The 22,741-nt window shown below is 65.6% G+C and carries 26 protein-coding genes; 17 read left to right on the top strand and 9 right to left on the bottom strand.

The genetic code is table 11. The features are described from left to right. Positions 1 to 12 precede the first annotated feature (12 nt). Entirely contained in the window at positions 13 to 543 is a 531-nt protein-coding gene (locus tag WH5701_RS04850) for an HAD family hydrolase (RefSeq protein WP_006170894.1), read from the top strand. Positions 544 to 546: 3 nt separating this feature from the next. After that, positions 547 to 2,652: a hypothetical protein gene (locus WH5701_RS04845; protein ID WP_006170893.1), complete on the top strand. Its 2,106-nt coding sequence runs from the start codon at positions 547 to 549 to the stop codon at positions 2,650 to 2,652. A gap of 28 nt (positions 2,653 to 2,680) precedes the next feature. Here WH5701_RS04845 and WH5701_RS04840 read toward each other — a convergent pair whose 3' ends face one another. Continuing rightward, entirely contained in the window at positions 2,681 to 3,328 is a 648-nt protein-coding gene (locus WH5701_RS04840) for an NAD(P)H-dependent oxidoreductase (RefSeq protein WP_006170892.1), read from the bottom strand. Between the two features lie 153 nt (positions 3,329 to 3,481). Between WH5701_RS04840 and WH5701_RS04835 the strand changes: the two genes are divergently transcribed. Then, on the top strand, positions 3,482 to 3,691 hold the full coding sequence (locus WH5701_RS04835) for a hypothetical protein (RefSeq protein WP_006170891.1): 210 nt from the start codon (positions 3,482 to 3,484) through the stop codon (positions 3,689 to 3,691). Between the two features lie 10 nt (positions 3,692 to 3,701). Here WH5701_RS04835 and WH5701_RS04830 read toward each other — a convergent pair whose 3' ends face one another. Then, complete coding sequence (locus WH5701_RS04830; RefSeq protein WP_006170890.1) at positions 3,702 to 4,052, bottom strand: hypothetical protein; 351 nt, start codon at positions 4,050 to 4,052, stop codon at positions 3,702 to 3,704. A gap of 40 nt (positions 4,053 to 4,092) precedes the next feature. After that, positions 4,093 to 4,377: a hypothetical protein gene (locus WH5701_RS04825; RefSeq protein WP_050751416.1), complete on the bottom strand. Its 285-nt coding sequence runs from the start codon at positions 4,375 to 4,377 to the stop codon at positions 4,093 to 4,095. Positions 4,378 to 4,484: 107 nt separating this feature from the next. On the opposite strand from WH5701_RS04825, the gene WH5701_RS04820 reads away from it, so the two are divergent. The 3 genes from WH5701_RS04820 to WH5701_RS15680 are packed head-to-tail and all read left to right on the top strand — an operon-like array spanning position 4,485 to position 8,349. Further along, the gene (locus tag WH5701_RS04820; protein ID WP_006170888.1) at positions 4,485 to 6,044 is read left to right on the top strand and encodes an NAD(P)/FAD-dependent oxidoreductase; all 1,560 of its coding nucleotides are present in this window, start codon (positions 4,485 to 4,487) and stop codon (positions 6,042 to 6,044) included. Between the two features lie 42 nt (positions 6,045 to 6,086). Then, a complete protein-coding gene (locus tag WH5701_RS04815) occupies positions 6,087 to 6,776 on the top strand; it encodes a hypothetical protein (RefSeq protein WP_006170887.1) in 690 nt (229 codons plus the stop codon). A 34-nt stretch (positions 6,777 to 6,810) separates the two neighbouring features. Then, positions 6,811 to 8,349, top strand: a complete 1,539-nt coding sequence (locus WH5701_RS15680) for an SGNH/GDSL hydrolase family protein (RefSeq protein WP_006170886.1) — start codon at positions 6,811 to 6,813, stop codon at positions 8,347 to 8,349. A gap of 8 nt (positions 8,350 to 8,357) precedes the next feature. Here WH5701_RS15680 and WH5701_RS04805 read toward each other — a convergent pair whose 3' ends face one another. The 5 genes from WH5701_RS04805 to cax all read right to left on the bottom strand — a co-directional run bounded on the left by WH5701_RS04805 (position 8,358) and on the right by cax (position 11,916). Continuing rightward, positions 8,358 to 9,020 (bottom strand): DUF1295 domain-containing protein, encoded by a 663-nt coding sequence (locus WH5701_RS04805; protein ID WP_037980340.1) that lies wholly within the window; start codon positions 9,018 to 9,020, stop codon positions 8,358 to 8,360. A gap of 67 nt (positions 9,021 to 9,087) precedes the next feature. After that, complete coding sequence (locus WH5701_RS04800; RefSeq protein ID WP_006170884.1) at positions 9,088 to 9,582, bottom strand: hypothetical protein; 495 nt, start codon at positions 9,580 to 9,582, stop codon at positions 9,088 to 9,090. Positions 9,583 to 9,601: 19 nt separating this feature from the next. After that, positions 9,602 to 9,862: a hypothetical protein gene (locus tag WH5701_RS04795; RefSeq protein WP_006170883.1), complete on the bottom strand. Its 261-nt coding sequence runs from the start codon at positions 9,860 to 9,862 to the stop codon at positions 9,602 to 9,604. 35 nt (positions 9,863 to 9,897) lie between these two features. Further along, on the bottom strand, positions 9,898 to 10,797 hold the full coding sequence (locus WH5701_RS04790; RefSeq protein WP_006170882.1) for an amino acid ABC transporter substrate-binding protein: 900 nt from the start codon (positions 10,795 to 10,797) through the stop codon (positions 9,898 to 9,900). A gap of 54 nt (positions 10,798 to 10,851) precedes the next feature. Beyond that, entirely contained in the window at positions 10,852 to 11,916 is a 1,065-nt protein-coding gene (gene cax / locus WH5701_RS04785; protein ID WP_006170881.1) for a calcium/proton exchanger, read from the bottom strand. 77 nt (positions 11,917 to 11,993) lie between these two features. Between cax and gltS the strand changes: the two genes are divergently transcribed. The 3 genes from gltS to WH5701_RS04770 all read left to right on the top strand — a co-directional run bounded on the left by gltS (position 11,994) and on the right by WH5701_RS04770 (position 14,518). Beyond that, positions 11,994 to 13,190: a sodium/glutamate symporter gene (gltS, locus tag WH5701_RS04780; protein ID WP_006170880.1), complete on the top strand. Its 1,197-nt coding sequence runs from the start codon at positions 11,994 to 11,996 to the stop codon at positions 13,188 to 13,190. A 68-nt stretch (positions 13,191 to 13,258) separates the two neighbouring features. Then, positions 13,259 to 14,254 carry a type I glyceraldehyde-3-phosphate dehydrogenase gene (gene gap, locus WH5701_RS04775; protein ID WP_006170879.1) on the top strand — a complete coding sequence of 332 codons (996 nt, stop codon included), beginning with the start codon at positions 13,259 to 13,261 and terminating at the stop codon, positions 14,252 to 14,254. Positions 14,255 to 14,320: 66 nt separating this feature from the next. Next, complete coding sequence (locus tag WH5701_RS04770; protein WP_006170878.1) at positions 14,321 to 14,518, top strand: hypothetical protein; 198 nt, start codon at positions 14,321 to 14,323, stop codon at positions 14,516 to 14,518. Positions 14,519 to 14,522: 4 nt separating this feature from the next. Here WH5701_RS04770 and WH5701_RS04765 read toward each other — a convergent pair whose 3' ends face one another. Continuing rightward, positions 14,523 to 17,264 (bottom strand): cyclic nucleotide-binding domain-containing protein, encoded by a 2,742-nt coding sequence (locus tag WH5701_RS04765; RefSeq protein WP_037980335.1) that lies wholly within the window; start codon positions 17,262 to 17,264, stop codon positions 14,523 to 14,525. A gap of 100 nt (positions 17,265 to 17,364) precedes the next feature. On the opposite strand from WH5701_RS04765, the gene WH5701_RS04760 reads away from it, so the two are divergent. From WH5701_RS04760 to ppk2, 8 genes are all read left to right on the top strand, one after another. After that, positions 17,365 to 18,042 carry a phytochelatin synthase family protein gene (locus WH5701_RS04760; RefSeq protein ID WP_232201785.1) on the top strand — a complete coding sequence of 226 codons (678 nt, stop codon included), beginning with the start codon at positions 17,365 to 17,367 and terminating at the stop codon, positions 18,040 to 18,042. 37 nt (positions 18,043 to 18,079) lie between these two features. Further along, positions 18,080 to 18,820, top strand: coding sequence for a M23 family metallopeptidase (locus WH5701_RS04755; protein WP_232201784.1), 741 nt, complete (start codon positions 18,080 to 18,082; stop codon positions 18,818 to 18,820). A 262-nt stretch (positions 18,821 to 19,082) separates the two neighbouring features. Then, entirely contained in the window at positions 19,083 to 19,283 is a 201-nt protein-coding gene (locus WH5701_RS04750) for a hypothetical protein (protein WP_156776549.1), read from the top strand. Positions 19,284 to 19,361: 78 nt separating this feature from the next. Continuing rightward, positions 19,362 to 19,757: a transglycosylase SLT domain-containing protein gene (locus tag WH5701_RS04745; RefSeq protein WP_071934202.1), complete on the top strand. Its 396-nt coding sequence runs from the start codon at positions 19,362 to 19,364 to the stop codon at positions 19,755 to 19,757. A 42-nt stretch (positions 19,758 to 19,799) separates the two neighbouring features. Beyond that, a complete protein-coding gene (locus tag WH5701_RS17145) occupies positions 19,800 to 20,078 on the top strand; it encodes a type I restriction-modification system subunit M N-terminal domain-containing protein (protein ID WP_006170872.1) in 279 nt (92 codons plus the stop codon). Between the two features lie 64 nt (positions 20,079 to 20,142). Further along, complete coding sequence (locus WH5701_RS04735; protein WP_006170118.1) at positions 20,143 to 21,126, top strand: IS5 family transposase; 984 nt, start codon at positions 20,143 to 20,145, stop codon at positions 21,124 to 21,126. 28 nt (positions 21,127 to 21,154) lie between these two features. After that, on the top strand, positions 21,155 to 21,775 hold the full coding sequence (locus WH5701_RS04730) for a type I restriction enzyme endonuclease domain-containing protein (RefSeq protein WP_367279713.1): 621 nt from the start codon (positions 21,155 to 21,157) through the stop codon (positions 21,773 to 21,775). A gap of 70 nt (positions 21,776 to 21,845) precedes the next feature. Further along, positions 21,846 to 22,667: a polyphosphate kinase 2 gene (gene ppk2, locus WH5701_RS04725; RefSeq protein WP_006170870.1), complete on the top strand. Its 822-nt coding sequence runs from the start codon at positions 21,846 to 21,848 to the stop codon at positions 22,665 to 22,667. The last annotated feature ends 74 nt before the right edge of the window (positions 22,668 to 22,741 follow it).

The following is a 22,741-nucleotide window of genomic DNA, read 5'->3' as shown; positions in this document are numbered from 1 at the left end:
TGGTGATCGGTGATGTGGGCTGCACGGTGGCTGCGGCGCCAGCCTCCAGCTCGTGCCCCTGGCCGTCGATCCGATCGAGCGGCGCTGGCGGGGGCTGCAGCAGCGGCTCGAGCCCAGCTGAGGGGCCAGCCGGGCCTGAGTGCCGAGCCCATCAGCGTCGATCGGCACCTCGCCTACGACTACGACCCTGAGAGCTTCGACCACGGACTGGTCCCCCGCCTGGAGGCTGAGGGTGTCGATTGCCTGCATTCGGGCGGCCGCTACTTCGATGTGCTCCCTGGTGGCGTCGCCAAGGGCTCCACCCTCCTGGAGCTGCTGGGCTGGCTGGAGCTCGACCCCCGCCAGGTGGTGACGGCCGGGGACAGCCTCAACGATCTGGCCATGTTCCAGACCGGACTCCCGGGGATCATGGTCGGCAATGCCGAGCCGGCCCTGCGCCTTCATCTACCCCGCTTGCCAGCCACTTTCCCGGCGGTGGGCCATGGTTGCGACGGCATCGTTGAGGGGCTTCACCACTTCGGCTTCGCCCACCTCTTCGATTGACTCATGGCGTCCTGGCTGATCCCTGACGGTTGCGGGCCTGGGCGCGGCTGGTGGCCATCGCCTTTTCACGGCCTCGGCCTGGCCCATCGCCGCGGCTGGGATGGGGAGCTGCTGATCGTGAGTGGGGCCGCGGCGCTGCACCACTGGTTCTGGTTTCTGCAGACCGATCTGCCCTTCCGCAACGAGAGCCTGCGCCCCGTTGGGCTGGCCGCCGCCGTGGTGGTGTTCGGAGCCGGCGTGCTGATGGTGCATGGGCAGCGGGCCAGGCCGGGCGCCTTCAACGTGCTGGCGCTGCTGGCCCTGCTCACCAACTGGCTGGCCCTGGCACTGGCCTTGCTGGCCTATCCCACCAGCCCTTTGGGCCGGTCCCTGGGCTGCGCCCTCGCGGCCCTGCTGGCCGTGGGTCTGGCCCGGCACGCCGGCCGCAACAACGAGTCCTGGTTGCAGCGGGCCGAGCAGTTGATCACCCAGTTGCTGGTGATCAGCTCCCTCTTCAGCCTCGGGCCGCTGCTGGCCAACGGGCTGCTGCTGCTGCTGGCGGTGCTGGTGGCCTCCCTGGTGTTCCTGCGCATCTCCAGTGCTGGTCCCGACAGTTGGTGGCCACGGATCAGCTGGGGTCTGAGCCTGGGCTTCGGAGTGCTGCTGGCGCTGGTGGGCCTGATCCCGGCGATCGGACCCAGCAGCAGCCAGAACGCCATCACCCTGCTGCTGGGGGCAGCGGCGGCAGCCGCCGCCTCGGTGGATCTGACCCGAGCCAGGCCGAGCCTGGGCTGGCTCAGCGGTGGGCTCGTAGTCAGTGCAGCGGTGCAGACCCTGGCGGCCGGTTGGATGGAGTGGCTGGCACTGGCGGCGCTGGGCGCGATGGTGCTGCTGGCGAGGAGAGTGCGGGCACCGGGGGTGCTGGCGGGGGCCCAGGCCGCTGGCGTGATGGTGCATGGGCTGGCCTGGCTGAACCTGCTGCTGGCAGCCCCCTGGCAGGCCGGCACTGTGAGCCTGCGCCTCCTGCCCCTTCTGCTGCTAGCGGGGTTGTTGATGAAGGCCGGAGCCGGGGGGCGGGCACGCCAGGCCGCGATCGTGCTGCTGGCGGTGGATCTGGGGCTGGCCACCCAGCTGCTGCTTGCTCCGCTCTCGCCGTTGCTGCCGGCCACGGCCTGGTTGCTGCTGGCGCTGCCCCTGGCGGATCTGGCAACCCGGACCTCGGCGCGAACGGCACGCACCCTGCTGCTGCTGGGTGCGGGGTACCTGCTGGCGGTGCTGGTGGTCTGGCCCGCCTGGGTGCTGCCCTCAACAGCGCAGCTCGGTCTGATGCTCTGGAGATGGCCTCTGGAAGGGCTGGGCCTGACGGTGCTGTTGCGCTGGTGGCGAATCAGCCACCAACAGCCCCTGAACGCCTATCCCGGCTGGAGGCGGCTGCGCCCCTACCTGCTGGACGCCGTAATGCTGACTCTCAACCTGATCCTGCTCTGGGAGCTGTCCCCTGCCGCTCGGACCCTTGCCTGGGCCGGGCTGGCCCTGCTGCTGATCAACCGCTGCGGCAACAACCTTTTCGAGCCACGGGGGAGGCTCTATGCCTTGCCGATCAGCTGGCTCGGCCTGCTCCAGCTGGTGCTCGCCCTGCGCGACCTGCGCCTCGACGGCGGCGAGTGGGGCGCAGGCAATCAGCTGCTGATCGGGCTGGCAGTGTTGCTCCAGATCGTTTTCGTGGTGTGGCAACACCGGCAGACGCCCCGGGAGGCCAGCGATGCCCCAAGCGCTCTGGCTGGTCCCATGGCCCTGCTGAAGCGGCTGGAGGGTCAGCGGCTCGCGGCCATTGATCTGCCGATGCTGGTGGGGCTCGCCCTGGCGATCTACTGGCGCTTCGATGCCGGCCTGCTGACGCTGCTCTGGTCAGCCCAGGCCTTCCTGGTGTTCTGCCTGGGGGCCTGGTTGCGCAACAACCCACTCCGCCATCTGGCTCTGGCGGGGCTGGGGCTCTGTCTGCTGCGGCTGCTGGTGATCGATCTGGCCCGGGCCGACCTGGGCCTGAAGGGGGTGGTGTTCGTGGGGGTGGGGCTGCTGCTGCTGGCGATGAACGCCTTGGTGAACCGCTTCAGCGACCGCTTCGGCTGACGCCCCAACGCAAGCTCCGCCTTGAGACTCAGCGGTGCTCGATCAGTTTCTCCTGGGGGTATCGCACCTTCGCGAGGCTGCTGTACTTGTCGTTAGTGCTGCGGTAGCCGGCGGCGCAGACCACGCAACTGCGGTAAGGGGTGCCATCGAGGGCCAGCAGGCGGTCGTAATCGGGCGGGGAAAAGCCTTCGATCGGGCAGGTGTCGACCCCGAGCAGGGCTGCCGCCGTCATGAAATTGCCCAGGGCGATGTACGTCTGATTGCTTGACCAGAGGTCGATCCGGGCGCTGCGGGGACCTGCCACCAGGTCCTTGTGCATCAGTTCGCGGTAGCCGGCCAACTGCTCCGGATCCAGACCACGGGCGGCAGCGGTGGCGGTGATCAGGCGGTCGAGATCACTGTCCTCGATCCGGCGCCGTGCCAGGAACACCACCAGATGGGAGGCCTCGGTGATCTGGGCCTGGTTCCAGGAAAACGGCCGCAACTCCGTGCGCAGCGCCGGATCGTCGATGACCAGAAATGTCCAGGGCTGCAGGCCATAGGACGAGGGGGTGAGCACCAGGGCCTGCTCAAGGGCCTCCCATGTCGTTGTGGGGATTTTGCGCTCGCTGTCGAACAGCTTGGTGGCATAGCGCCACATCAACGAGTCGAGCAGATCCGTGCTGGCGATCGGCATGGGGTTCTCCTGTGAAGAAAATCTTAAGGAGCTTGGATCAGGCCGTGGTGCTTGTGCCAACCTTGGTGCCGTCACAGGGTCTGTTGGACCGGATGGGGCAAAGCCCCTCTTGGCCACTGCCCCCGAGTCCCACTCACCCGCCGCTGAGCACCGATGGAGCACTGTTCCTTCACTGGCCAGGCGATCTGGCTGAAGCGCTCCAGAATCGAGGCGCTGCGCAGCCGACTTCAGGACCTCCAAATGCGGCTTCAAGGCCAAATTCAGAATCTGCCGCTGGGCAACGAGGGCTGGCTCGACACCGAGCGGGAGCTCAATGCGGCTGAAGCTGCCCTGTCCCAGATGGGAGACTGGCGGCTGGGCTGATCATTGAGCCTCAGCGACTGCAGGGAAACTCCTCCAAGGAGCCAACCAGCAAGCTGAGCCTTGGTCGCTCGGGGTCGGCAGCAGACCAGAACCACTTGCCGTCGGAGTAGCTGGGAGCAGCATTGATGTTGGTGCGCGGCAGCTGCAAGCTCAGATCGCGCCAACGCAGCACCACGAAGGCACCCGGAACGGTGCCGGCACTGGTGTTGGGGATGCCCGGCGCGTCAACAGCACCGGCATGAACTTCGGCCAGCAAGGGATCTCCGTCACAGAGGTAACGCTCCGGCGGAGCGGCCCAGGCGGGAGACACAACAAAGCCGCCCAGAAGCAGGGCGGCCAGCAGAACGGCAATCAAGCGCATAGCAACGGAGGGGCTCAGCACTCGCTGAGCCCGGGGCCGTTCAACCGATGCCGAGCAGGCCGCGGGTGAAGGCCTCGCCGCCCAGGGCAAATTCAGTGGCCAGGAGGGCAATGAAGCCAAGCATGGCCATGCGGCCGTTGAGCTTCTCGGCGCGCTCGTGGAACCCCCAGCCGCTCTCGGGGCTCACCACTTCCATGCGGGGCTCGGTGGCGAAGGCATTGAGGCGGCCACCGTCTTCGGTGGTGACGGTGGCGCCGCGGATGGTGGCGCGCTCGCTGGCGGTCACAGGAGCCGAGTTGGGGGCGGTGGCGGTGGCTTGAGCCATGGGGATCTCCGTTTCGATGAACTCAATGTAACACATTGTTGCGGATCATTACAAGCCTCCCCAGGCCTGCGGCCCCATCATCAACAGCAGTTCCCATCAGCCCCTACGTGTCCGCCCCCTCCTCCAGCTGTGATCTGGTCGTGATCGGCAGCGGCCTGGGCGGGCTCAGCTGTGCCGGCCTGGCCGCCCTGCACGGACTCGATGTGGTGGTGCTCGAAGCCCACGATCGGGCCGGCGGAGCCGCCCATGGTTTCGAGCGGCGCGGCTTCCAGTTCGAATCCGGGCCCTCGCTCTGGAGCGGTCTGGGTCGCTGGCCCAGCAGCAATCCCCTGGCCCAGGTCCTGCGGGCTCTCGGCGAAACCGTGCCAGTCGCCACCTATCCCGACTGGGGCCTGCTGCTGCCGGAGGGTTCCCTGCGAATCGGTGTGGGGCCCGAGCCCTTCATCGCCACGGTCCGTGAGCTGAGGGGGCTGGCCGCCGCCGAGGAATGGAGCGCCTTCATGACCTGGCTCCAGCCCTTCAGCCAAGCCGCCCTGGCCCTGCCACTGCTGGCCCTGCGCCCGGGTCTGGGCATGGCCGCCGTGCTGGGAGTACGCCGCTCCGCCCGGCTGGCCCGACTGGCCCCGCAGCTGGCCGCCCTTGGGGGCGCCTTCGGGCCGATGGCACGCCGCCACCTGCGTGATCCCTTCCTGCTCCATTGGGTGGACCTGCTCTGTTTCCTGATCTCGGGCCTGCCGATGGATCAGACCAGCGCCGCCGCCATGGCGACCCTGTTCGCCGACTGGTTCGACCCCGGCGCCTGCCTGGAGTACCCCCTCGGCGGCAGCCCCGCTGTGGTGGCCGCCCTGGTGCGGGGCCTGGAGCGCCACGGCGGAGCCCTGCACACCAGCTGCCCCGTGGCCGAGATCATCCTGGAGGGGGGTGCCGCCCGGGGGGTGCGCCTGGGTGATGGTCAGCTGATCCGCGCCCGGCGGGGGGTGGTGAGCAACGCCAGCCCCTGGGACACCCTCGCCCTGCTGCCCCCTGGATCTGGCCACAGCCGCTGGCGCCAGCAGCGAGCCGCCACTCCGGCCTGCGCCAGCTTTCTGCACCTGCACATGGGCCTGCGCGGCGAAGGGCTGCAGGATCTGCCGGTCCACCACGTCTGGGTGGGCGACTGGGAGCGGGGGATCGGCGCCGAGCGCAACATGCTGGTGCTCTCGATGCCCTCGCTACTGGATCCCTCCCTGGCCCCCCAGGGTCAGCAGGTGCTGCACGGCTACACCCCGGCCAACGAACCCTGGGAGCTGTGGCAAAACCTGGAGCCTGGAACGGAGGCCTACGAGCAGCTCAAGCGCGAACGCTGTGCCATCTTCCGCCAGGTGCTCGGCGGCATCATTCCCGATCTGGAGGAGCGCGTGGTGATCGAACTCCACGGCACCCCCCGCAGCCACCAACGCTTCCTGCGGGTACATCAGGGCAGTTACGGCCCGGCCCTGGGGGCCGACCAGGGCGTCTTCCCCTCCGGATCCACCCCGATCGAGGGGCTCAGCCTCTGCGGAGCGGGGGTGTTCCCCGGCATCGGGGTGCCGCCGGTGGCGGTCAGCGGGGCGATGGCCGCCCATGGCTTCGTTGCCATTCCGCAGCACAGGGCGCTGCTGGAGAGCCTTGATCTGCTCAGGCCCTGAGCCCAGGGCACGTACTCTGCCCCCAGTGCGAAAGATCAGCGGGTGCTGAAGGGCAGTGACAACCGGGTGGACGAACTGAAGGCCCTGGGCTGGTCAGCCGAGGACCTCAGGAAGTACGAAGAACTCTGGGAGTACCGCCAGCGCTGGGGGGCGATCAACCTGGAGCGTGAAGAGAGGGAGTTCCTGCGCAAGGCCGAAGCGGCGCTGCCCAGACGGGCCGCCAACGGCAAGGGAGGAGGGCGCAAGACGATCCAGGAGAAATCCCATTACCGCTGGCTGGCTGCCCAGCTCGAGGCCATGCGCAGCAGCCCCGTGGAGACGGGTCTGGAGAACGGCCGTATCGGCGCCTGGCCGATCGTGCTGGAAGAAGAACTCCGCGCCCTGGCTTATTACGAACCGGTGCTGGGGCTTCCGGACACCCTCAAGGCCAAGGCCCTCACTCCGGCACGGGAGCGCTGGATCGAAGCCGCCGCCGCCAGCGGCGAAACCCTCAGCTTTGATTTCCCCGGAGCCTTGGAGGCCATCCGCCAGAGCGGCACGTCCAGCTGGAAGTCGCTGCGCTCCGAAACGGTGGAGAACCCCATGGGCTACCCGGTGCTGGATCCCGAAGACGCTGCCAGCTTCCGAGCCATGGTGCGCCAGGAGGTGCTGGCACTCACCCGCAGCACCTTCCCCTCCCTGGCCGAAACCAGTAAATCCGAACCGCCCGACGACTGGCAACCCAGCCGCTGAGGCTCAGGCTGAACCAGCCCATGCATGACCCACCATGCTGACGATCATGCCGATGGGTGATTCGATCACCCATGGTTTCAATGTTCCAGGCGGCTACCGCAAACCGCTCGACGAGCTGCTGAGATCCTTGGGCCTAAGCCCAAATTTCGTCGGTCGCTATTCCCAGTCGGGCGACACGGCATCCGACCGCGATCACTGGGGACGGCCCGGCTGGGGGATCTCCCGCACCGATGCAGCAATCGGTGGCAGGAATTACGTGTCGCTGCAGGCCAATGAAGGACCCCAGGGCGCGATTCGTGATGGCCTGTTCCAGGACCTTGATCAGGCCATCAGCACCAGCTATTTCTCCAGAGAGCAAGAGGCGATCAATGTCCTCCTGCTGATGATCGGCAGCAACGACATCGTCCACCAGGTGGTGGAGCAGCGAGATGGAGCGGTCGCGGCCGGAGACCGAAACAACGATGGACAGGGTGAGCAGCAGAACAGGATTGCCGAAGCCAGCATCGATCGTCTCAAGGCCTTCCTTGATGAGGTGAACCGCCTGGCCGCCCGGGAAGAGCTCCAGCTGGAGCTGATCGTGGCCACCATTCCCACCATCACCGAGGCCTGGAACCGGGATCGACTGAGGGACCCCATCAGTTCGGTGATACTCCAGGAACTGCGCGAGTACAACGACTTCATCCGCGACACCCTGCCGGATCTGCGTTACTCCCAGCTGCGCCTGCGGGTGGTGGATCAGTTCAAGGCCGTCGGCAACGATCTGATCGATGGCCTGCATCCGTCGAGCCAGGCCTTTGAACGCATGGCCGCCACCTGGGGGGAGGCGATTGAGCAGGTGGTGGCAGAGCGGGCCCCTGCCCCGATGCCGATGCCTTTGGTTCATGCCCTCCAGGTGAATGAGGCGGGGCAGCTGGCGGTGGCGCCTGGCGATGCAGCCATCAGCGGGATCGAGCTCAGCGGCGATGCTGTGGCCGACGACACACTGCTGGGCAGCGCAGAACTGGATCAACTCCGGGGCCTGGGCGGTCACGACAGCTTGCGGGGACTGGCTGGGGACGACCGCTTGTTCGGTAACCAGGGGGACGACCTGATCCTGGGCAATGAGGGCCACGACTACCTGGTGGGCGGCCAGGGCGATGACCTGATCCGTGGAGGCCGGGGGCGCGATCTGATCAGTGGCGGGCTCGGAGCCGACATCCTCTTCGGTGGCTTCGGAACCAACATCTTTCTCTCGTCAGCTGATGGCGACGCTGACACCATGGTGATCAGCAGTGATCAATTCCTCGTCAATCCGTTCTACGCAGGCGACGCCAACAACGTGCCGGGGGGGAAGGTGGATGTGATCGAGGCGATTGATGACCTTGACCGGATCGTGATCCTGGGGGTGGACTCAGCCGATCTTTCACTGGCACCCGCCCGCATCACCGACTCTGTCGGACGCGGCCTTGAGGGTCTTGGGATCTTCGCCCGCGGCAACCTGGAGGCCCTCCTGCTGGGCAGCAGCCTGGATCCCGGGGCCCTGACAGGCCGTATCAGCGGGGTGATTGCCGAGGAGTTCCTTCAGCTGGGTTGACCCGTGCCTCACCACAACCAGGGCAGCAGACGCACACTGCTGGCCTGATAGGTCTCAAAGTTGTCATAACGGCTGAGCATCGATGACTCCTTGGCCTGGATTCGAGCCAGGTAGAGCAGTGCCACGCTCAGGGGCAAGCTCCAGGCCCAGAGCGAGCCCGCAATCACAGCGAAACTGGAATAACGCATCAGATCCCCGAGGTAGTTCACGTGGCGCACCCGCCGCCAGATGCCCGTGGACACCAGGGAGGCTCCCATGGCCTTGGCCGTCATCTTCTGCACATCGGCAGCCGTGTTGATCAAGCTGCCCAGGATATAAAGCACAAGACCGAGGGCGATGGTATTCGCACTGATCGGCTGCGGGTTGGCCATGGCCAGCCAACCGGGCACGGCATAGAACACACCCACGTAGAGCAACAGGGCGAGCAGGGTGAGCACGCCGATGCGCTCGGTGAACAGCTGCTGGGACCGCTCCGGGAACAGCGCCTGCTCCAGCAACCACCAAAAGCAGTAGGTGAGATGCAGGCTCAGGTAAATCGCCACCCGCACGCTCGGTGAGCCTGCAACCAGCGCTGGGATCAGCAACAGCACCATTGTGAGCAGCTTGGCCAGGTTCAGGCCCTGCATCTGGCTGATCAAACCTGGGGATGCGGTGCCTGGGGTCTTGGCCATGGGGCCCATCAGGAGCGGGGTGGGTCGGCGACCCTAGGGGATGGAAGCCACCAACCAGCCCTTCGGCTCAGGGCCTGGGGCTGGCGCAGGCCTCCGCGAGCAGCCGGGTCTCGAATCCAGCCTGGGGCTTTTCCCAGCCTTTCCAGTTCATCGACGCACCGGTGACGTTGATCTGGCCGGCTTTGCAATTGACCGAGAGATAGAACATCTGGTTCTTGGCATTGCGGCTGCGGGTCACCAGGCTGCCGTCCATCAGTTGCCAACTGGTCCAGTCGATGCTCAGCGGCCCGTAGGCCCGCCAATCGGCCGCCATGGCCGGCTGTGCCGGGATAGCCAGGGCCAACATCCAGGCCGACAGGGGCCTTGCGGCGGTGCGGGCCGCCAAGGGTTGGGGGCGGGGCTTCGGCTCCTGGGAGGGCGCCAGCAGCATGCGCACGATCACCACCGCCAGATTGACGGCAATCAAGGCGAAGGCCAGGGCCCCGACCCCGGCCAGAACCCGCAGGCCCAGAGGGCGGGAGGGCGCATGAGCCAGTGCGAGATCGTCGGGATCCTGGGACATTCGATGGATCGGAGCAGGCTTAAGGAGCGGGGTTGGCTGCAGGCGGAGTTGTGGTGAACTCCACGCTGCAGCGGTAACGGAAGCTGTCGCCGGGCATCACGATCTGTTGGCAACGGCTGCCAGTCACCGTGGCGCCCTCGGGAACCTGGCCGGTGGCCTGCTGAAGGGCACTGTCCTGGTCGATGATCGAATCGGCCGTGACGGAGCCGGCACTGACTGGTAGTGCTCCCAGCAGCAGAAGGGCAACGAAGCCACCGAGGGATCGAAGCATGCTGGACATCGCAGGAACGTGAACAGGGTGGGATCGAGACCGCCTCAGGGTTTGGACGGCACTTCTTCCTTGAAGTCAACCATCAACTGCATGGTTTCGGTGAACAGGCCGGTGACGTCCTGGGTAAGGGGCGTTTTGCCCTGGGGGCCGAACCAGCGATCGAAGATGCCCCGCTCCCTGGGCTGCTGACGCAGAAACCCCTGCATGTAACGGATCAGAGCCAGGTCCACCACCCGCTGGAAGGATGAATTGTTCTGGGGCACCATGCAGGCGATGCCCTCCCTGGAGTAAGTGTCCGCCGACACCTTGAAGGGAGCCTGGCCGCCCTGACGCTGCAACCAGGCATAGAGCAGCATGCCGTCGTCGGCGAAGGCATCGATGCGGCCTTGCTGGAGGGCCTCATAGCCCTCCTGGCGGTCCTTGAGCAGCACCAGCGAGGCAGCCGGCTGACGGCTGGCCACTGCCAGGACACTGGTGGTGCGCGGCAGGACACCCACCCGCTTCCCTGCCAGGGATTCAGGAGAGGAGAGCCCCGAGCCCCGGGGCACGAGCAACTGGGTGCCGGTGATGCCGTAACTCACCGAGAAATCCACCTTCTCATCGCGGCTCCAGGTGAAGCTGCTGGCATCGCAGACCAGGTTCACCGCCCCTGATTCCAGGCTGGAGAGGCGCTGGTCGGTGTCGAGCGGCACCAGCTTCAGCTTGATCGGACGGCCCGTCTGGCGCTCGATCTCCTCCCGGATCAGATTCATCATGTCGATCGAGTAGCCAACGAGCTGACCCTCCTCGTTCTGGTAAGCGAAGGGAAAGGCATCACGGCTGGTACCCCCCACCAGGACGCCCGAGGCCGCCACCGACTGCAGCAGGGAGCCGGCGGAGGCCGGAGCCGCCAGGGCCAGACAGGCAAGGAGTTGAAGCAGCGGGAGCAGACGTTTCAGCAGCAAGACTCGACTCACCAACAAGATTGGACTTTGGTCAGCATAGCTCAAAGCCCCAAATCAGAGGGCCTGAAAGTAAAGACCAGCCGCCAGAATCACATAGGCAGCCAGCAGCAGCACCCCCTCCAACCAGTCGGAGCGGCCATCGAGGCTCACCAGATTGCTCACCAGCACCGCCGTGATCACCGCCACCAGCTCATAGAGCTCGAAGCTGAGGTCGAGCGGATGTCCCAGCAGAGGCCCCGTCAGCACCAGCACCGGCACCACAAGCAGGGCCACCAGCAGGGTGGAACCCATCGCCACGGACACCGCCAGGTCCATCTGATTGCGGCGGGCCATGGTGATCGCCGTGAGGAATTCGGCCGCCCCTCCCAGCAGCGGCAGCAGCACCACCCCGGTGAACAGATCCGTGAGCCCGAGCTGGGCCGTGACGGATTGCACCACCCCAACAAAGATCTCCGACACCAGCGCCAGCGCCGTGGTGGCCCCGATCAGCACCAGCAGCCAGGGCATGGGGCTGGCGGGAGACTCCTCATCGCGGCACTCCACCTCCGCCACCTCGTAGAGAGCCCGGTGGGTGCGCAGCGAGAAGATCAGGGTCAGCAGGTAGACCAGCAGCAGCACCCAGGCCACGAACCCCGAGAAGGCCTCGGTGCGCTCCGGCGCTGCCCCCGTGGAGATCACGGCAATGCTCGGGATCAGAATCGCCAGCACCGCCAGGGTCATGGCCGAGCCGTTCACCCTGGCCACCACAGGCTGGAAGCGCTGCTCACTGCGCCCCAGCCCGCCAAGAAACATCGAAAGACCGAGGGCCAGCAGGAGATTGGCCATCACCGTGCCGGTGATGCTGGCCTTGACAATGTCCACCAGCCCGGCCCGCAGGGCCACTAAGGCAATGATCAGTTCCGAGGCGTTGCCGAAGACGGCATTGAGCAGGGCGCCAAGGGATGGGCCCAGGGCCACGGACAACTTCTCCGTGGCCGTGCTCAGCCAGATGGCCAGCGGCAGGATCGCCAGCCCCGAGCAGACGAACACCACGGTCTCGCCCCAGTGCAGCATCTCAGCCGCCAGGGAGAGAGGCACCAACACCAGCGAAGCCGTGGCGAAGGTCCGTCGGGTGATCATCGGCAGAGGCCTTGCTGGGGCCATTCTGAGCCGATCAAGGCCGGTAGGCTCTGCCAAACCGCAGAGGATTCTTCAGCTTGGAGGTCGGAAGTTTTGCCACGTTCAACATCGCCATCGTGGTGCTGGCGATCGGCCGCTGGCTGAATCAGCGCTTCACGGTGCTGCGCACGTTCAACATTCCCGAGCCGGTCAGCAGTGGCCTGCTGGTGTGCCTGCTGCTGGCCCTGGTGCATGCCGTGAGCGGGCTGGAGATCAACTTCAACCTGGAAACCCGCGACTTTCTCCTCCTCTATTTCTTCGCCACGATCGGCCTCAACGCCGACGTCAAGACCCTGCTGGCCGGTGGCCGGCCGCTGCTGGTGCTGGTGGTCCTGACCGTGGCCTTCATGATCCTGCAGAACCTGACCGGCGTCGGGGTCGCCAGCCTGCTGGGGTTCTCCCCCCTCAACGGACTTCTGGGCGGTTCCGTGTCATTGCTGGGGGGCCACGGCACCGCCATCGCCTGGGCACCCCGTTTCGCCCGGGAGCACGGCATCGACAACGCCATGGAGATCGGCGTGGCCTGCGCCACCCTTGGTCTGGTGCTGGCCTCGCTGATCGGAGGCCCCGTGGCCAGGTTTCTGATCCGCCGCCATCAGCTGCGATCCGGTCCCGCCGACGGGCCCACGGAACGGGCCGACACCCCGACCGACCCCCGGCCGGTGGATTTCTTCAGCCTGCTGCGCACCCTGTTCTGGCTGAACATGAGCCTGGCGCTGGGGGAAGGTCTGCATGAGGCCCTGAAGGCGATGGGCAGCAACCTGCCGCTGTTCGTCTGCGCCCTGTTCAGCGCGATCCTGCTCACCAACACGGTGCCACGCCTGATCCCCCGGCTGATCTGGCCGGCCCAGACCCGTTCGCTCGCGCTGATCTCGGAGATCTCCCTGGGGATCTTCCTGACGATGTCGCTGATGAGCCTGCAGCTCTGGACCATCACTGAGCTGGCCGGAGCGATCCTGATCATCCTGTCCGCCCAGTTCCTGGTGGCGGTGCTGTTCACTGTGATGGTGGTGTTCCCAGCCATGGGCGGCAGCTACGACGCCGCGGTGATCTGCTCAGGCTTCGGCGGGTTCTCCCTGGGGGCCACCCCCACCGCCATGGCGAACATGGCGGCGGTGACACACCGCTACGGTCCGTCACCCCAGGCCTTCATCATCGTGCCGCTGGTGGCGGGTTTCTTCGTGGACATCAGCAACGCCGTGGTGATCCAGCGCTTCCTCAACTGGCTGGGCTGAAGCAGGAGTTGACCCGGAGGCTACCGGTAGGGTGAGAGGTTGCAGCACAACCGCTCAGAGGAGACGAGATGGCGATTGCCATGGGGATCAACGGATTCGGTCGGATCGGCCGGCTGGTGTTTCGCCGCAGCTTCGAGATCGAGGGGATCGATGTGGTGGCGATCAACGATCTGATCGACCTCGAGTACATCGCTTACATGCTCCGCCACGATTCCACCCACGGCCGCTTCCGCGGTGAGGTGGAGACGCGCGACGGCCAGCTGATCGTCAATGGCAAGGCCATCCGGGTGACCTCCGAGCGAAATCCGGCGGACCTGAACTGGGGGGCCGTCGGCGCCGATGTGGTGCTCGAATCCACCGGTCTGTTCCTTACCGACGCCTCGGCGCGGGCCCACATCCAGGCGGGCGCGAAGAAGGTGGTGCTCTCGGCCCCCTCCAAGGACGACACGCCGATGTTCGTGATGGGGGTGAACCACCACACCTACGCCGGCCAGGACATCGTTTCGAATGCCTCCTGCACCACCAACTGCCTGGCCCCGATCGCCAAGGTGCTGCATGACAACTTCGGCATCCGCGACGGGCTGATGACCACGGTCCATGCCATGACCGCCACCCAGAAAACGGTGGATGGCCCTTCGGCGAAAGACTGGCGCGGTGGCCGCGGAGCCGGCCAGAACATCATTCCCTCCTCCACCGGCGCCGCCAAGGCGGTGGGCAAGGTGATCCCCTCCCTCAACGGCAAGCTCACCGGCATGGCCTTCCGCGTGCCCACCCCGGATGTGTCGGTGGTGGATCTCACCGTGAATCTGGAGCGACCCGCCAGCTACGAGGCCATCAAGGACGCGATGAAAGCGGCCGCCGCGGGGCCCATGGCTGGAGTGCTGGGCTACACCGAGGCCGAGGTGGTGTCGTCGGATTTTCTCGGTGAAACCTGCACCTCGGTGTTCGATGCCGGCGCCGGCATCGCCCTCACCGACACCTTCGTGAAGGTGGTGGCCTGGTACGACAACGAGTGGGGCTATTCCTGCAAATGCCTTGACCTCATCCGTCACATCAGCGCCTGAGGGGCTGGCGGATGCGGGGATCTGCGGTTGATTGAGCCCTGCAGGTCCCCTGCACCGCACCCCCCAATGGAGTTCCCCACCTTGCTGGTCCGGCGCGTGAGCCGCCCGCCCGGTCATGACCGGGCCCTGGTGCTGCGCAACCGCCAGGGCGGTGTGACGGGGGGCTATCACAACGCCAGGCTGCTCAACCCGGAGCAGACCCAGGCCCTGATGGCCGACCATCACTGGGATGTGGTTCCCGGGATGGACGACCGAGGCCGCTGATCCCTCAGCTGTGCAGCGACTGCATCAGGCTCTGGAGATGGCGGCTCTCGAGTTGCAACACCCTGCGGGCGAAATCGGGGTCACGCTCCAGCACCGCATCGAAGCCATCCACCGGCACCGCCAGCAGCCGGGTGCCCTCCTCCTGGGCCAGGATCGTGTTCTCCGAGGCGCTGTGGCTGAGCACCTCCAGCTCATCGAGCACCTGGCCGGGCAGGAGAGGCTCGAGGCGAACACCTACGGCCTGCTGGTAGCGGACCGCTGCCCGCCCTGCGATCAGCAGCAGCAGTTCGCGGCAGGTGTCACCGGTTTCCGTGATCAGCTCCCCGGCGCCGAAGCGGCGCAGCTCCGAGACCGCTGCCAGCTGCTCCAGGCTGGCGTGGCTGGTGCCGCGGAAGAAATCGCTGGCGGCCAGATGAGCCCGCATCTCCAGCTCCGGTAGATCCTGGAGCTCGGGGACCGGCGCCGTCGGCGTCTGCAAGGCACTGATCATCTCGGCCAGCGGAACCGGAGCGGCAGCGGGATCGAGGCCACTGGCCAGGAACCGGGCCCGGTTGAGATCGAGCTGCGCCAGCAGGAACAGGGCGGCGGCACGCAGCAGCGGTGTGCGCTCCTGCAGCAGATCTTCCAGGCTGGAGAGGGTGTCGGCAAGGGAATAGGCCGGCGGCTCATCCGCGGCGCCTTGGGGCTCCTGTTGCAGGAGAGCCAGCACCGACGGGGAGAGGTGTTGCTCCCAGTCGCCCTCAGCAAGCACGACAGGGAGGTTGACCGGCCTCAGGGCCTGCAGCCGGGCCGCCAACTTCAGCGCTTCAGGCTGCTCCTTCAGCTCTGCCAGCACGCTGAGTATGGCGCGCAAGCTCAGGTCCTGGCGTTGCAGCAGTGAATCGGCGAGCAGATCTCGCACCAGCGGCTGATCCTCCAGCACCCGCTGCAGCAGGCTTAGACGGGCCCGCCTGAGCTCGGAGAAGCGCGGCAGCATCGCCTCGAGCTTCTGCAGCGCACCAGTGCTGGGGGCGAGGCCTTCGAGCACGCTGGCCTCCTCATCGGGGCTGATCGAGTACTGGCTGCGCAGGTTGCGGATCACCTCGGGATCGGCCTGGCGGCTCTTGAGCAGCATCAGCCGCTCCAGGGATTTCTTGTAGCCGCTCAGGCGGATCTGATCCTCAAGGCTGCGGCGGCCGTCGGGATCGAGCAGGTCGGGGTTCTCCACCCCCACCGATTCGAGCAGCAGGCTGTGCTCTTCATCGGTGATGCCGATTTCCCGCCGCATCTGGCTCAGCACCTCCAGGCTGCTGGAGGCATTGGCATAGCCCTCCTGCAGGGCCTCCCGCACCACCTCCTTGTACACCTGCTGACGTTTCTCGCGGGTGAAGCCCGGCAGCACCTTGGCGAGCACATACACCTCATGGGGGCTGAGGTCGGCCAGTTGGCGCCCATCGAGGTAGCGCCCCACATCGAGATCGAGCTTCTCCAGCTGGCGGCGGAAGCGGCTGGCCAGGTTCTCGCGCTGGTGCAGATCAGCGCTGCGCTCCCAGGAGCGGTAGAGCCAGAGGCTGCTCACCGCCACCACAACGGCATCAAAGAGGGTCTGCACCCAGGCGGGCAGCAGCAGCAGCAGCGGCCGGCCGGAGAAGAGAAAGAAGAAGTTGAACACCAGAAACGTGGCCAGCACGAAGATCTGATGACGTCCGAAGCGGCCGCTGCGCTCGATCCAGCGGCCCACACGCACCCCCAACCAGGTGAAGAACCCGAGCACCAGCGGAACCGCCACCAGCCGGGGCACGTTCAGGCTCTGGCCGAAGAGGAACAGACCGGGCCGCAGCAGCAGCGACAACTGATCGCTCTGGCGCAGCCAGGCACCGGAGAAGTAATAGTCCCAGCTACCGGCATAGAGGTAGTAGTAGAGGAAATAGCCCACCACCAGGCCCACGTAGGCATAGCGCTCGAAGCTGAATTCACGGCTGCTCAGCCGCGTCCAGTACATCCGCTCGGCGTCGATGTCGATGCAGGGCTGCTGGCAGGCCACGCAGGCACTCTGTTCACTGCCGTCGGGCAGCACGGTGCGGCACATCGACTGGGTAATCGGTTTCTCGCTCAGGTGGGCCTTGCTGCCGAGCAGGCCCGCCGGGGTGGAGTAGACGCTCTGCACCGGCGCCATCGGGCAGAAGTACTGGCACCAGGCCTTGCCGCCATAGAGCCAGCCCACGCTGATGGCGGCGGCAATGGTGAACAGCATCCAGCCGGCCAGCACCAGCCGGTCGGCGTTGAAGAAGAGGATCCGCCCACAGAGGCCCACGAACAGCCAGCCGAACTGGAGGTGGGAGTAGTGACGGGCCAGCCAGGAGTCGTCGGGCACCTTGGCCAGTTGCTGGCGGCGGTCCCCTGTGCGCGGGTTGACCTTGGTGCGCTGACGCTGCCGGCCCAGGGCCCTGGGAATCTGGGAGAGGAAGGAGAGCGGGCAGACCCGGCGCCAGAGCTCGTGGCCGAAGAGCAGCAGGATCAGCACCGCCGCCGGCACCACGGCGCCCCAGAACAGCGTGGTGCCCAGGGGATAAGGGGCCTCGCTGAGGCAGACACCCTGCACCGGAACGCAGGTGTCGGGCAGGCGCAGGGGGCTCCAGGGGTGATCCGCCTCGGTGAACCGGGGCGTCCAGGGGTCGTAGAAGAGCGAGGCGATGATCAGCAGCCAGGCACTGGTGAGAATCCAGCGGATGCCATGCATCCGTGCCTCAGACACCTCAAAGGCCATCAGGCGGGGCCACACTGGCGCGAACCCTAGATGGACCGTCCTGACCCTGCCTGCCTCCCGCCGCTGCCGAGCCCTGCCGGCCCTTCTGGGCCTGGCGCTGGTGGCCCTGCCGCCACTGCTGCCCCGTGCCCTGGCCGAACCGGCGGCGGCCACGATCCCCCTGCCGGAGCCCCAGGGGCAGACCCTGCTGCTGCAGAGCGCCGATCGCGCCGACTACGGACCGCTGGCGGAGCAGTTCCTCACCCAGGCCAACCTCGCCTACTGCGGCGTGGCCAGCATGGTGATGGTGCTCAACAGCCTGGCGGTGCCGGCCCCGTCGGCGGCGGGTTACGGCAGCTACCGCTTCTGGACCCAGGAGAACGTGTTCGAGGCCGCCGCCACCCGGGCGGTGCTGAGCCCTGAGGTGGTGGCCCGCCAGGGGATGACCCTGCAGGAGCTGGGGGATCTTCTGGCCAGCCATGGGCTGCAGGCCCGGGCCATCCACGGCGATCGGCTGAGCCTGGCCCAGTTCCGGCTGCTGGTGCGCAGCAATCTCGCTCAGAGCAGTGATCGCCTGCTGGTGAACTACGACCGCAAGGCGCTGGGCCAGGCCGGCGGCGGCCACATCTCCCCGCTGGCTGCCTACAACGCCGCCACGGATCGGGTGCTGATCCTGGACGTGGCCCGCTACCGCTACCCCTCGGTGTGGGTGCCCCTGACGGATCTCTGGCAGGCGATCCGCACCACCGACACCAGCTCAGGCCGCAGCCGCGGCGTGGTGGTGGTGCGGCGGATCTGAGGGCGGTACAACGCCTCTTTCTGCAACGCCACGGTCGGTGGCGACACGGCCTGTGCTGCGCCCGACGGCCCCTGCCCGCTTCCGGCTGAACCCGGAGATGCGGCTGCTCACCCTGCTGGGCGCACTCTGTGGTGCCGCCCTGATCCACACGCCGCCAGCCATCGCCGTGCCGCTGATCCCCGACTCGGCCAGCGGCGCGGGCTCTGAAGACGAGTCCTGGACTGAGGCCCCCAGGCCCGAGCGGCCGGCAACGGTTCCCCCCGTGGTCGCGGTGGGCGATCTTGCCCTCGAAGGGCAACCGCCGGGGCCTGGCGAGGCTGCCGCCAGGCCCCCGGAGCCGTTGCATTACCCCCTGGCCCGCCCCGCCAGCGAGCAGGACCCCTGGGGCTGGCGTTACGCGAGCGCCCGCGGGGCCTGGCGCATGCACACCGGAGTGGATCTGATCGCGCCAGAGGGCACCGCCGTGCTGGCCGTAAACGGGGGCCGGGTGCAGCGGGTCGATGTAATTTCGGGCTACGGCCTCACGGTGCTGATCGACCACGGCGGCGGCTGGTCAAGCCTCTACGCCCACCTGCTGGAGGCCAGCGTGAGCCCTGGCGAGAGCCTGCGGGCCGGGCAGCCCCTGGGCCTGGTGGGCCAGAGCGGCAATGCCAGCGGCCCGCACCTGCACCTGGAACTGCGCCAACGGCAGCCTCAGGGACTGGTGGCGGTGGACCCCACACCGCTGCTGCCCGCGCCTCCCTCCGTTGGTCCCATCGCTGGCGACCTGCGCCCCTGAGCGCTGATGGCCAAGCCGTGGAGGGGGGCCACAGCCCGAAGCAGGCAGCTCACCGCCGCCGCAGCCTCAAAGACGACTTCTGTCGATCATCAACGTCCAATGATCACTGGATTGAAACCAAGGAATCGCGCCATGAAACTCCGCCCCAGATAGACCTGGCAACATCTCAATGACCCGATCAACACAAGCGGCCATGGCGCAACCTTAGGCTGGGAATCATCCTGGCAACAAGAGAATGCTGGCTTTGGTTCTGGCCTCCACCTTGAACGCATCCGTGGTCAAAGCCAATGCCGCGGGCTCCCCCTGCAGCATCACTCAGGAGGTGGTCGGGACGGCACCTTCGGACATTATCCAGAAGATGTTTGCTCAGCACTTCGACGCTCCGTTGAACCGTGTTGATTGCCGGGACAATGGACTCTGTTATCAGAAATGGGGCAAAGACTGCAAAAATGCCAACCTCTGAAGGGCACCCACTTCAGCCAGCCACTGGTCAACCCGCCTCTGAGCCGATACCGTCCGGCGCAATTGGCTGGGTGGATGGATGCCGTTTCACGCTGTTTCTGTCCGTCGGGCCATCCCCCTGTTGCTCGGTGCAACACTGGCCCTTGGGGCCACTCCCTGGCTGACTCCCGCTGCTGAAGCCAATCAAGCGGGCCAATCCCAGGTGCTTACTGCCATCCGCCAGGTATGGCCCGCTGCGCATCACGAGTCCGCCATCCGGCTGGCGCGCCTGGAGAGCGGCCTGTCCCCCACCGCCCGCGGCTGCGCCGGGGCCTGCCTCGGGCTGTTCCAGATCCACTACTCGGCCAACCGTCAGCTGATGGCCGCGATGGGCATCAGCACGCCGGACCAGCTGCTGGATCCGATCGTCAACAGCACCGTGGCCTATCGCCTCTTCCGCGAGTCGGGTTGGAGCCCCTGGGGCGGTCAGCCCTGAGCGATGAATCATTCAGCGATCAGCAACTGACCTGATCCATCGATGCCCGACCAGGAGCGGCTGGACGAGTTCCTCGAAACCCTGGAGAAGGCCGGCAGCCCCGCCAGAAACCCTGCCCCTCGGGAGGCGCTCGGCTGGGATGACCCCCTCTATGAGGAGGTGAAGGCGGAACTGGGCTTCGAGGCCAAGCTCTGGCTTACGGCCGACAAGCTGCGCAACAACATGGACGCGGCCGAGTACAAGCACGTGGTGCTCGGCCTGATCTTCCTCAAGTACATCGCAGGCAGCTTCGAAGAGCACCGCGCCAAGCTGCAGCTCTAGCCCTTTAGGAACCCCTGAAAAACCCGCTAAAATCAGTCCAGATCCAAGACTGAGACTGGAACGGATGGCCGACCCTCTCCAGCTGGGCTTCACGGACTACGAGCAGATCTACGCCAAAAAGAGGACGCGCCGCCAGCGCTTCTTGGATGAGATGGAGGCCACGGTTCCCTGGGAAGCGTTTCTGGCCTTGATTGAGCCCGTGTATCACAAGCCCTCCAGCAAAGGAGGTCGTCCGCCGATTCCTTTGGAGGTGATGCTGCGGATCCATCTGCTGCAGCAGTGGTTCACGCTTTCAGATCCATTGATGGAGGAGATGCTGATCGATACGCCCTGCTTCCGCCGCTTCGCAGGGATCGAGACGATGGATGGCCGGATCCCTGATGAGACGACGATTCTCAACTTTCGCCATCTGCTGGAAGAGCACCGGATCGCGGAGCAGATTCTTGAGGGTGTGAACCAGATGCTTAGCGAGAGAGGAGTGATGCTGAGGGAAGGAACGATCCTTGATGCCACGATAATCAATGCCCCCAGCTCCACCAAGAACAAGGCCAAGGAGAGGGATCCTGACATGCACTCAGTGGCCAAGGGCAAGCAGTGGTTCTTTGGAATGCGCTGCCACATCGGAGTTGATGCCGCATCTGGCCTGGTCCACTCTGTTGAGAGCACCGCCGCCAATGTTCATGAGCTGAACACAGCAGCTGAACGGCTCCATGGGGATGAACGCCTCATCTACGGCGATGCCGGCCACATCGGCATCGAGAAACGAAACGACTTCCAGGACTGCGAGGCTGAGTTCAGGATTGCGATGAAGCCCGGCCAGCGCAGAGTGCTTCCAGAGACACCTGAGGGCAGGCTTCTTGATCTGATTGAGACGGCGAAAGCCCACTTCCGCGCCAAAGTGGAACATCCCTTTCGAATCATCAAATGTCAGTTCGGCTTCCGGAAGGTCTTCTACAGAGGTATCCGCAAGAACGACCTCAAGCTGAAGTTGCTCTTTGCCCTGGCAAACCTCTGGATGGTACGGGAACGGATACCTGATTCAGCGTAAAGCAAGGGTATAGTGTGTCTAAAGACCGATAATCATCCAGAAATCAAGCCAAAACGAATGGTGGGAACTGCCTGAAGTCTTTTCAAGGGCTTCTCTGAGCGAAAAGTGGGCTAAATCTGCTCAGTATCGTCTCATTGATGAGAATGAGACTAGATTATTCGGATTAAGGCGTCTTGATCAGAGGTTCCTTAAACTGAAGGTCCGCTCAAAATGCAACTTGGTTCAGAGCCAGGTGTTCTCCGAAAAGCTCAAGACCACCCTCAACGCCTACCACAACCGCGCCATCTCCACGGCCCAGGTGATCGAGGAGCTGATCGCCCTCGCCAAGGAACTCGATGCCGCCACCAAGCGCATTGAAGCCCTTGGCCTCACCGACGACGAAGTCGCCTTCTACAACGCCCTTGCCGCCAACGACAGTGCCGCGGCGGCCATGGGCGACGACAAACTCAAACTGATCGCCGCCGAACTGATCACTCAGGTGAAGAAGAGCCTGTCAATCGATTGGACTCTGCGCGAGAGTGCCCGCGCCAGGATCCGCGTGATGGTGAAACGCATCCTCAACAAATACGGCTATCCCCCCGATCTGCAGAACGTCGCGGTGAAAACTGTGCTCACCCAGGCGGAGCTGCCCTGCGCCGCCTGGGTGTGAGTGCCTCACATCGTGATCAATGTGCTCAGCACCGCTGTGGTGTTTGCTTTTCGTAGCTACCGTTGAGCTCATGAGCAAGAAGCACCGCCCATCGCCCGTCGAGACGATCGAGGAGATGCAGAACGATCTTCCCTACGACGAGCCGATCGACAAGAAAGACTACAAACGGGATCTCGAATCGCTCCAGATTGAACTGCTCAAAGCGCAACGTCACATCAAGGCGGTCGGACAGCGCCTGGTGATCCTGTTCGAAGGTCGCGATGCGGCGGGCAAGGGTGGATCGATCAAGCGCTTCCGCCAACATATGAATCCTCGCGGCAATGACCATGTGGCGCTGCCCAAGCCCAACGATGCCGAGGTGACCCAGTGGTACTTCCAGCGCTACGTCCCGCACCTGCCATCGGCGGGCGAAATCACGATGTTCGACCGGTCGTGGTACAATCGGGCCGGCGTGGAGAAGGTGATGGGCTTCTGCACACCCCAGGAGCACGCCCTGTTTCTCCGCCAGGTTCCCGGCTTCGAGCAATCACTCGTCGGCAGTGGGATCCTGCTCTTCAAGATGTGGTTCACCGTGTCGCAGGCCCGCCAGAAGCTGCGTTTCGACGACCGGCGCAAGGATCCCCTCAAGCAGTGGAAACTCTCGCCCATCGACGAGGTGAGCGTGGCGAAGTACAGCGCGTACACCGAAGCTCGCAACGAGATGCTGCTCGCCACCGACACCCTCGTGGCGCCATGGACGATCGTCAACTCGAATGAGAAGAGGCGGGCCCGTCTCGGCGCCATCCGCAGCGTCCTCCACGCCCTGGAGTACGAGCACAAAGACCACGACGTCGTCGGTGAGCCCGATCCTCGGGTCGTGCGTACGGCCCATTCGGTGTTCATCGACAACTGAGCTGGCCGCCTCGCGTCGGGAAGACGCCACCGCGCCGGAGCACAGGCAGGCCCATGCCGTTCAGCGATTTGTCC

The organism is Synechococcus sp. WH 5701 (genome assembly GCF_000153045.1).
GTDB classification, from domain to species: domain Bacteria; phylum Cyanobacteriota; class Cyanobacteriia; order PCC-6307; family Cyanobiaceae; genus Regnicoccus_A; species Regnicoccus_A antarcticus.
Note: the sequence above shows the minus strand (reverse complement) of the source record. Positions and strands in the feature narration are given on the sequence as shown.

What these genes read in the sequence shown, in the direction of transcription:
- WH5701_RS04850 (WP_006170894.1), top strand. Translation starts at nt 13, where the DNA reads ATGTGGGCTGCACGGTGGCTGCGGCGCCAGCCTCCAGCTCGTGCCCCT.
- WH5701_RS04845 (WP_006170893.1), top strand. Translation starts at nt 547, where the DNA reads ATGGCGTCCTGGCTGATCCCTGACGGTTGCGGGCCTGGGCGCGGCTGG.
- WH5701_RS04840 (WP_006170892.1), bottom strand. Translation starts at nt 3,328, where the DNA reads ATGCCGATCGCCAGCACGGATCTGCTCGACTCGTTGATGTGGCGCTAT.
- WH5701_RS04835 (WP_006170891.1), top strand. Translation starts at nt 3,482, where the DNA reads ATGGAGCACTGTTCCTTCACTGGCCAGGCGATCTGGCTGAAGCGCTCC.
- WH5701_RS04830 (WP_006170890.1), bottom strand. Translation starts at nt 4,052, where the DNA reads ATGCGCTTGATTGCCGTTCTGCTGGCCGCCCTGCTTCTGGGCGGCTTT.
- WH5701_RS04825 (WP_050751416.1), bottom strand. Translation starts at nt 4,377, where the DNA reads ATGGCTCAAGCCACCGCCACCGCCCCCAACTCGGCTCCTGTGACCGCC.
- WH5701_RS15680 (WP_006170886.1), top strand. Translation starts at nt 6,811, where the DNA reads ATGCTGACGATCATGCCGATGGGTGATTCGATCACCCATGGTTTCAAT.
- WH5701_RS04805 (WP_037980340.1), bottom strand. Translation starts at nt 9,020, where the DNA reads ATGGCCAAGACCCCAGGCACCGCATCCCCAGGTTTGATCAGCCAGATG.
- WH5701_RS04800 (WP_006170884.1), bottom strand. Translation starts at nt 9,582, where the DNA reads ATGTCCCAGGATCCCGACGATCTCGCACTGGCTCATGCGCCCTCCCGC.
- WH5701_RS04795 (WP_006170883.1), bottom strand. Translation starts at nt 9,862, where the DNA reads ATGTCCAGCATGCTTCGATCCCTCGGTGGCTTCGTTGCCCTTCTGCTG.
- cax (WP_006170881.1), bottom strand. Translation starts at nt 11,916, where the DNA reads ATGATCACCCGACGGACCTTCGCCACGGCTTCGCTGGTGTTGGTGCCT.
- gap (WP_006170879.1), top strand. Translation starts at nt 13,259, where the DNA reads ATGGCGATTGCCATGGGGATCAACGGATTCGGTCGGATCGGCCGGCTG.
- WH5701_RS04770 (WP_006170878.1), top strand. Translation starts at nt 14,321, where the DNA reads ATGGAGTTCCCCACCTTGCTGGTCCGGCGCGTGAGCCGCCCGCCCGGT.
- WH5701_RS04765 (WP_037980335.1), bottom strand. Translation starts at nt 17,264, where the DNA reads ATGGCCTTTGAGGTGTCTGAGGCACGGATGCATGGCATCCGCTGGATT.
- WH5701_RS04745 (WP_071934202.1), top strand. Translation starts at nt 19,362, where the DNA reads ATGCCGTTTCACGCTGTTTCTGTCCGTCGGGCCATCCCCCTGTTGCTC.
- WH5701_RS17145 (WP_006170872.1), top strand. Translation starts at nt 19,800, where the DNA reads ATGCCCGACCAGGAGCGGCTGGACGAGTTCCTCGAAACCCTGGAGAAG.
- WH5701_RS04735 (WP_006170118.1), top strand. Translation starts at nt 20,143, where the DNA reads ATGGCCGACCCTCTCCAGCTGGGCTTCACGGACTACGAGCAGATCTAC.
- ppk2 (WP_006170870.1), top strand. Translation starts at nt 21,846, where the DNA reads ATGAGCAAGAAGCACCGCCCATCGCCCGTCGAGACGATCGAGGAGATG.